7 protein-coding genes are annotated in these 8,908 nt (G+C 36.4%); all 7 read left to right on the top strand.

The features are described from left to right. The first annotated feature begins 183 nt into the window (after nucleotides 1–183). The 7 genes from GXZ93_06130 (at nucleotide 184) to typA (ending at nucleotide 8,805) form a co-directional block, all read left to right on the top strand. Complete coding sequence (locus tag GXZ93_06130) at nucleotides 184–1,281, top strand: SIS domain-containing protein (protein ID HHT79350.1); 1,098 nt, start codon at nucleotides 184–186, stop codon at nucleotides 1,279–1,281. Between the two features lie 28 nt (nucleotides 1,282–1,309). After that, nucleotides 1,310–2,815, top strand: coding sequence for a hypothetical protein (locus GXZ93_06135; protein ID HHT79351.1), 1,506 nt, complete (start codon nucleotides 1,310–1,312; stop codon nucleotides 2,813–2,815). A 6-nt stretch (nucleotides 2,816–2,821) separates the two neighbouring features. Next, a complete protein-coding gene (locus tag GXZ93_06140) occupies nucleotides 2,822–4,444 on the top strand; it encodes a Na/Pi cotransporter family protein (protein ID HHT79352.1) in 1,623 nt (540 codons plus the stop codon). Nucleotides 4,445–4,604: 160 nt separating this feature from the next. After that, on the top strand, nucleotides 4,605–5,459 hold the full coding sequence (locus tag GXZ93_06145) for a hypothetical protein (GenBank protein HHT79353.1): 855 nt from the start codon (nucleotides 4,605–4,607) through the stop codon (nucleotides 5,457–5,459). Between the two features lies 1 nt (nucleotide 5,460). Next, nucleotides 5,461–5,976: a GNAT family N-acetyltransferase gene (locus GXZ93_06150; GenBank protein ID HHT79354.1), complete on the top strand. Its 516-nt coding sequence runs from the start codon at nucleotides 5,461–5,463 to the stop codon at nucleotides 5,974–5,976. Nucleotides 5,977–6,002: 26 nt separating this feature from the next. After that, a complete protein-coding gene (locus GXZ93_06155) occupies nucleotides 6,003–6,881 on the top strand; it encodes a mechanosensitive ion channel family protein (protein ID HHT79355.1) in 879 nt (292 codons plus the stop codon). Between the two features lie 139 nt (nucleotides 6,882–7,020). Then, a complete protein-coding gene (gene typA / locus GXZ93_06160; GenBank protein ID HHT79356.1) occupies nucleotides 7,021–8,805 on the top strand; it encodes a translational GTPase TypA in 1,785 nt (594 codons plus the stop codon). Nucleotides 8,806–8,908: the final 103 nt, after the last annotated feature.

Below are 8,908 nucleotides of genomic sequence, written 5' to 3' on the forward strand. Positions count from 1 at the left end.
ATAAAGCATTATTTTGAAAATATGCAAGTAAAGCAGATCTGAATTTTAAAAATTATTTTTAAATGATTTATTAATTTCAAATAATATTTTAAAATTTAATTATAAAACAAATTATTTTTTATAATTAAGGTGAAAAAAATATAAAATTCTTATATTATATTTTTAAAACCCCGGAGGGCGGTATTGGAGTTTGATAAATTAAATAATGAAAAATTCATATATTCCCACAGTTCCGATGAGCTTATAAAAATCCTCTATGATTTCCCGGGACAATTCAAAAAAGCTGAAAATATCATTAGAAATATTCCTCTTGAATTTGAAAAAGAATATAAAAACATACTTATACTTGGCATAGGAAATCCCGCAACAACCGTTTACAGACTTATGGAGTCCATCAGCTTGAACAATATAAGAGTCCCTATTTCCATATCTTCTTCAAAAGAACTGCCTACATGGGTAAACAGCGAGACTCTTGTAATAGCTATATCGCACAGCGGAAACACAAGAGAAATTCTTAACGCAATAAGTGAGGTAGCCGGCAGGGGCATAAAAGTATATGCGATAACTACCGGAGGAAGGCTTAAGGAAAGATTTTCAAATAATAAATTTGTGACAATAATAGAATATTCAGAAAAGCTGCTTCCAAGAATGTCCATAGGCTATGCTTATGTTTTTCTTACCGACATACTCGCAGATGCCGGCCTTTTAAGCGTAAAAGGATTTCATGAAGATAAACCTCTCGGAAATGCATGGGATGATATAGAAAATGAACTGCTTGCTTTCACCAAAGAACTTATGCCTGAAATTAAAATAAATGACAATATTGCAAAGAAACTGGCAATAAATCTTTATGATAATATACCTGTAATCTATGGCTGCAACAAAATAACCACGGTAATAAGCTACAGATTCAAGATAGAGATTTGCGCAACAAGTAAAATGTTTGCGCATTTCAACAGAATTCCTGAAATCAACCATGATGAAATTGAAGGCTGGGAGATGGATCAGGAATTCAGGAGAAAATTTATAATCCTTTTCATAAAAGACAACAATACAAGCAATGCCATGCTGAAAAGAATAGAAATATTAAAAGGTATATTTCTTGAAAAGGATATAAAATATGAGGAAGTGAAAATAACAGGAGAAAATGAACTTGTAACAGCCTTTAAAGGTCTTTTCCTGGCAATATGGACAAGTCTTTACCTGGCGGTTCTATATGATGCAAATCCCGTTTCCATCGATCTGGTAGATAGTATAAAAAAACGTCTTGGTGAGAAATAATTTTTAGCTTATATCACGGAGGTTATAGATGGGTCTGCATCCGGAAATTACATCTGAGCAAAAGAAAAAGATAAACCGGTTAAGTACAATAAAAAATAATATTTGCTGCTACATAGATAAAAAGCCCGTTTCAGGCAAAAAAGATATTGAATATCACAATATCGATCCTATTTCTTCAAATAATTCAGATATAAAAAATTTTACAGTCGTATGCAAAAATCATCATAGAGAGTTGGGGGATCTTTCCATATCAGAATATTTAGCAAAAAAAGAAATGGAAGATTTCTTTAAAAATTGTGCATCAAGAAAACTTAATGATGTATTAGCTCTGAAAACAGGGAAAGAAGAATCCGTAAAGAAAATAAAAGTTATTATCAGTGATAAATCCGATACATTGGAATTATTTCCTGATGGAGATAAAAAAAGTGTGGTTTATAACCTAATGGAATGTCCTTCAACCGGTTTTAAATATTTTTATGCTTCTGTTCCGGTAGGTTATATAAATAATGATGAAAATCTTCAGCCAAGACCTCTTGAGATTGGCAGGCTCTGGGATCTTTACAGACACCTTCTCGTGAACAGCCAGCTTACTCCTTCTGTATGCCGGATGACAGATGAAAGCATATTGCTTTTTGACGGACAGCATAAAGCAGCCGCCCAGGTCTGGGCAGGAAGAACCGAACTGGACTGCAAAATATATGTGGAGCCTGACGTAAAAAGCCTTAAAGAAACAAATCTTATTGCACATGACAAACTGAGACAGATGCCTTTCTTTACTTCTGTTCTTATAAACAAATGGGCAAACATCTTTGAAGAAGAATGGAAAGAGTACCTTGGGCAAAAAGGCTTTAAATCTGAAGAAGGTTTTGTTTCATTTCTTGTTAAAAAAGGAAGAAAAAGGGCCCAGGCAGTAAATATGATAGAAAGCAATATATACGACAGCATAATGGAAGATAAAAAAAATTTAATGGTCAGATATATTGCAGATTACAACAGGAATATTAAAAGTCCGCTTACAATAAACAGGCTCAAACAGGCAGTTTTTAAGAAATTTATTGCCCCTCCCCCTCTTGATATAGACATAGAAGATTCTGACAGGTTAAGAGAAGCAGAAAGACGAAATATCATAAAGTTTCTTAATATAATAGCCGGGTATTCCCTTGATGATATATGGAATCCGGAAAATAATGACGATGATCATAAAGTTTCCGAGCGAATTTATCTTGCAGGAGCATTCAGGGCATGGACAGGTATACTGAAAGATGTGATATCGGCAATACTTGAGATTTTTGATGAAAATGAAAAAAAGGAGATATTTTTAAGAGAAATTTCAAAAAAAAGCTGGGAAGAAATTGAAAATTCCATAAATTTTTTATTTAACAGAAGAGTTTGGCAGGACGGCTCGGAAGAAAATTATAGCACTTTAAGACTGACAAATGACTCTCAGGTCAGAAAATATCTGTCCGTAAGAGGTATAAGCGTTAATGCGGTTTTGGGTAAAACAGGGATGTTTGAAGATAATTTTGTAGATTAAAAATATATGTATTACAAACTCATAATTCAGATAATCGGCGGACTTGCGCTTTTTATTTTCGGAATAAATACTTTAAGCGACGGTCTTCAGAAAATAACATCAAACAATATCAAATCCATTATCGGAGTTCTTTCAAGGCGACCCTGGGCTTCGGCTCTTGTAGGTCTTGCTACCACCCTGATAATACAAAGCAGCAGCGCTACATCCGTAATGACTGTCGGATTTGTAAACGCAGGCCTTATCAGTCTTAAAACAGCAATAGGCATTATCATGGGTGCAAATATCGGAACTACTATTACCGCACAGATAGTTTCACTAAATATCGTGGGTCTGCTTACTTATCCTCTTCTGATAATAGGTTTCATTTTATTTTTCACCAGCAAGAGAAGAAGATATAAAAATATCGGAATGGCAATAATAGGCCTTGGACTTCTCTTCCTGGGTATGGGTATTATGAAAGAGTCGCTTGATCCCCTTAAAGACAATCAGTCTTTTAAGAACTTCCTGCTTGTTTTCAGCAGAAATCCGTTTCTAGGAGTTCTTGCCGGACTCTTGCTTACCTCCCTTCTGCAAAGCAGTTCCGCTACTATAGGAATCCTTATAGCTCTTGCATCACAGGGACTTATTCCCATAGAAGCTGCGATACCGATTCTTTTCGGTGATAATATCGGAACCTGCACAACAGCCCTGCTTTCAAGCATAGGAACCACTGTTACGGCAAAAAGGACAGCTTTCTCCCATCTTTTGTTCAATGTGCTCGGTACAATAATATTTATAACTTTATTTTACGGATTCAGGCTTGAGCCGTTTATCCTCCGCTATATGGGTTCAAGCGTGCCAAGGCAGATTGCAAATATGCACACCGCATTTAATGCTGTAACAACGGCAATACTGTTTCCCTTGATAGGCTTGTTTGAAAAACTTGTAGTAAAGCTTTATCCGGGAAAAGATATTATTGAGCATAAAAATGCAATTCATCTTGATAACAGGCTGATAAAAACGCCCTCGGTTGCCCTGGAACAAGCAAAGAAAGAACTGTTAAGACTGACCAAAATAGTCCAGATGATGGACAGTCTTTCTTTTCAGAGACTAAAAAGCAAAGATACGGTAATAGAGAAAAAAGTACTTGACAGAGAAGCAGCTGTGGATAGCATTACTGAGGATATAATAAGATATCTAACCCAGCTTTCCAGGCAGTCGCTTACATTGAAGCTTTCCAACAAACTTATAAATCTTATGCAGATTGCATATGATACTGAAAGAACCGGAGACCATGCAGAGAGCCTGCTGAATCTTATGATACTTAAGGATGAAAACAGGACAAAATTTACAAAGGTTGAAATAGAAGAGCTTGAAGAACTTTCAGATAAGGTCAATGAAATGTTTAATGTCCTTATTAAAGGAATGGAAAACGGCAGCTTTGAGAATCTTGTACTTTGCGAGCAGGTAGAGAACGATATTGACGCAATTGTAAAAAACTCAAGATTAAATCATATACTCAGACTTCAGAAAGGCGAATGTATGCCGGTATCAGGAGTTATATTTTCCGATATTCTTCTTCATTTTGAAAGAACCGGAGACCTTCTTCACGGGATTTCAAAAAATATGATTGAGATTGGCAAATACTAATTTTGACATTATTTATTCTGTACCATTTTTTGTCAGTAGATTATAAAAACTAAAAATTTATTTATAGTTTTGGCATTATTAAAAAAACGTGTTAATTTTATTGTAAAATATTTTTGAAATTTTTATTCTTTTTTCCGGAAAAAGTGTTTGGAGACAACAAATGAAAGATATAAGTCAAAATTCTATATTACATTCAAGTAAAGGCGATATTCCTGTTTTAAAGGTTGAGGGAAATACTCTCCCGGAAGTCTGGGAAAAATCCCTTAAAGAATTATGGGATAAAGGTACTGAAATAAAAACACAATATGACAGGTCCAAAGATCCTCCCAGCAAAGATTCTACAATGATAATGGTAATAAATGAGCCAATGTCCGAACCGAGAATACACAGAGCCCTGCCTACAGGTCTTGACGAGCTGGAAATATACAGGCAGGAAGTTGTCCTGGGTGTTCATGATCACTGGATAGGAAAGCACGGATGGTCCTACAGCTATCATGACAGGCTTTTTAATTATAAAACTGCACAGGGTTATCTTGACCAGATGGCCATGACTATAGAAAATCTTATCTGCTGTCCTTATACAAGAAGAGCACAGGCAATAACCTGGGATCCCGAGCTGGATATAAAGCATCACGAACCACCCTGTCTTCAGAGAGTCTGGCTGAGAATTCTGGATGATCCGCAAAAAGGCCTTACTCTTAATATGAATACGCACTGGCGTTCAAGGGATGCCTATAAAGCCGCATTCATGAATATATTCGCACTTACCGATCTCCAGAGAGAAATTGCAACAAAGATATCCGAAAAACTGGAAAAAGAAGTAAAAGTTGGAAGGTATGCAGATATTGCTGACAGCTATCATATTTACGGTTCCTATTTTGACCAGTTCAAAGGTTTTCTGGATGCTCTTGAAAAAAAGACTTTTCAGGAGAGGACTTATACTACAAAATTTGCTGAAAATTTCTTCAGGGAAGCAAGAATAAAGCTGGAAGCTGAAAGAAAAAAAGGAAAGTAAAATACCGTTGAAAAAAACTGCTTCAGATAAAGAATTAAAAATAAGGTTTGCCAAAAAAGAAGACACCGGTATTTTACTTGACTTCATAAAAAGGCTCTCTGTTTACGAAAAAAGATCTGGATCCGTAACTGCAACTGAGGAAGATATAAAAAGAACGATATTTGAAAAGAAAATTGCAGAGGCGGTCATTGCAGAATATGAAGGTGCGCCTGCAGGCTTTGCAATATTTTTTTATAATTTTTCGACTTTTATGGGAAAACCCGGTATTTATATTGAAGATCTTTTTGTAAATGAGGAACTGAGAGGCAGAGGAGTAGGAAAAGCCATATTTTCTTTTCTTGCAGATCTTGCCATCCGGAGAGACTGCGCAATGCTTGAATGGACAGTCCTAAAATGGAATACTCCTTCAATCAGATTCTATGAAAAAACAGGAGCAAAAAATAAGGAAGAATGGTTAATTTACAGACTTGACAAAGAATCATTAAAAGATGTAGCTATGCAAAAACCGTGCAGATAAAACTTTGCCACCCACAGGAGGAAATTATGTCAAAAGAAAGCAATGCTGTTGCTTTTGATTCCCGGATAATAATTGAAAATTTAAAATCCAACTGGCTGAATATATTAATAGTAATAGCGGCTGTAATAATAATAGTGCTGATAATAAAACTGGTCTCCAGAAAGATCAAAAAAACCCTGGATACAAAAATAAGCCCGGAAAAAGCTGAGATTAAAAAAAGATCTTATACGTTCAGCACTGTCACTTCAAATATCATTATAGGTCTGACGGTTTTTGCAGGCCTTCTGATAATCGCCGACCAGTTTGGGATAAGCATTGCCCCGATCATAACAGGCGCCGGAATAGTCAGCGTCATTGTCGGACTCGGTGCCCAGAGTCTTGTAAAGGACCTTATAAATGGTTCTTTTATTTTATTTGAGCAGTGGTACCAGATAAATGATGTTATTGAAGTTGGAAATGTCTCAGGAATTGTTGAAAAATTCTCCCTCAGAACTACTGCAATCAGAAGTATTGACGGAGTCATTCACTATATTCCCAATTCTGAAATAAAAATTTTAAGCAACAAAACCCAGGAATGGTCAAGAGCAGTTATATCCATTGGGGTCTCCTATAAGGAAAATACAGACAGGATTATCTCTGAATTAAAAACCATATTAAATGATTTTTCCGAGGAAAAAGAATACAAAAAACTCATAATCAAAAAACCGGAGATTCTGGGTGAAGGTATCGATGAACTTGGAGAATATGCCGTAAAATTTAAAATAATCTGCAAAGTAAAATCTTCCAGTCAGTGGCTGATTGAAAGACGGCTGAGAAAAAGGATCAAGGATAGATTTGACGAACTTGGTATAGAAATCCCCTTTCCCTGCAATAATGTTTATATAAAAAACCATAGAGGCGTATAGCTCCCTTTCAGAAACTATAAGTTTATGGTTATTTAAGTAAGCCTGCTTAATCATTTAAAAAATTATTGCAATTATTTCTTAGAAAGATTAATATTACTTGTTTTTAGAACGTTGTTAGACAAAGGTATTTTTCAGAATAATAAAGTTTATGGAAATAAGAAATATTGCAATAATAGCTCATGTCGACCATGGAAAGACCACCCTGGTGGACTCGCTTCTAAGATTATCCAAGACACGGCTTACGAAAGAAATGGCAGAAGCTGAATGCATACTTGACAGCAATGATATTGAAAGGGAACGCGGGATAACCATATTTTCTAAAAATGCTTCCGTAGTCTGGAAAAATGTAAAAATCAATATTATAGACACTCCCGGTCATGCTGATTTCGGCGGAGAAGTTGAGAGAGTATTAAAAATGGCAGACGGCTCGCTGCTTCTTGTTGATGCCAAAGAAGGACCCATGCCTCAGACCCGATTTGTGCTAAAAAAGGCTCTTGAACTGAAACATAAAATAATAGTGGTAATAAACAAAATCGACAAATCCGGTGCCGACATCAATAATGCGCTAAACAGGACTTTTGATCTTTTCGTCGAGCTTGGGGCAGATGAGGAAACCGTTGATTTTCCCATAATTTACTGCTCTTCAAAAATGAGCAAAGCCGGCCATAAATCTGATTTAAAGCAAATGAAAGATGTTTCCGCATTATTCGAGGAAATAATAAACCGGATTCCGGCACCTGAGCATAATAACAATGCACCGCTCCAGATGCTTGTGACCTCTATTAACTGGGATAATTACAAAGGCAGGATTGCAAAAGGCAGGATATATAACGGAACAATCAGGTCCGGTGAGGAAATCATGCATATAAATCGTGAAGGAAAGATGCAGAAACACAAAATAACTTCACTTATGAATTTTCAGGGTCTTGCCCAGGTGGAAATAGATGAAGCAGGTGCAGGAGAAATAGTAGCAATTTCAGGAATACCGGATATTACAATAGGAGAGACTATTGCAGATTTAAACAATCCATCAGCTCTGCCCCTTTTAAGAATAGAAGAGCCTACGGTAAAAATGAATTTTGATATAAATACTTCTCCTTTTGCAGGAAAAGAAGGAAGGTTTACAACATCAAGACAGATAAGGGAAAGGCTTTACAAAGAACTTGACAATGATGTTGCTTTAAGAGTTGAAGATAATTCTGAGGGAGGCTGGGCGGTTTCAGGAAGAGGCGAGCTCCATCTTGCAATTTTTATTGAGCGTCTGAGACGTGAGGGCTATGAGTTCCAGGTTGCCCAGCCGCAAGTCATAGTAAAAATCTCTGACGGAAAGAAAATGATACCTTTTGAAGAAGTTTTTATCGAAGTTCCTGAACAGTATTCCGGTTCTGTGATACAGAAACTTGGCAGCAGGTCAGGAATAATGAAAAAAATGGAATTAAAGGATGATATTGCACATCTGGAATTTATAATACCTACCCGCGGATTGTTTGGATACAGAAGAGAATTTATGACCGATACCAGAGGCCTTGGCATCATGAACACTCTTTTTTATAAGTATCTGCCTGAAAAAAATGAATGGAAAGAACGCGAAAGAGGCTCTCTTATTGCTTTTGAGACCGGCACTACCAGATTATACGGTCTTACGAATGTTCAGGATCGCGGTGAACTTTTTTACGGACCTGGAGTAAATGTTTACAGAGGACAGGTAGTGGGCCGGAATTCCAGGAATAACGATATCTGGGTAAATGTCTGCAAGGAAAAACAGCTTTCAAATATGCGGTCAAAAGGCGAAGGGGCCTCCGAGCACTTCAATGTTCCGAGAATAATGTCGCTTGAAGATTCTATTGAATATATTGATGACAGTGAACTGGTAGAGGTTACCCCAAAATCGGTAAGGATAAGAAAAATAAATCTGAACCGGTAGTTCCTGCAATGCTGATTTCCTAACCTGATAAATCAGGTATTGAAAATTTAAATTAAAGCTTGGATAGCTAAGTCGTCTTCATATTGGCAAAATATCCATGGCA

The organism is Actinomycetota bacterium, assembly GCA_012837825.1.
GTDB lineage: Bacteria > Actinomycetota > Humimicrobiia > Humimicrobiales > Humimicrobiaceae > Humimicrobium.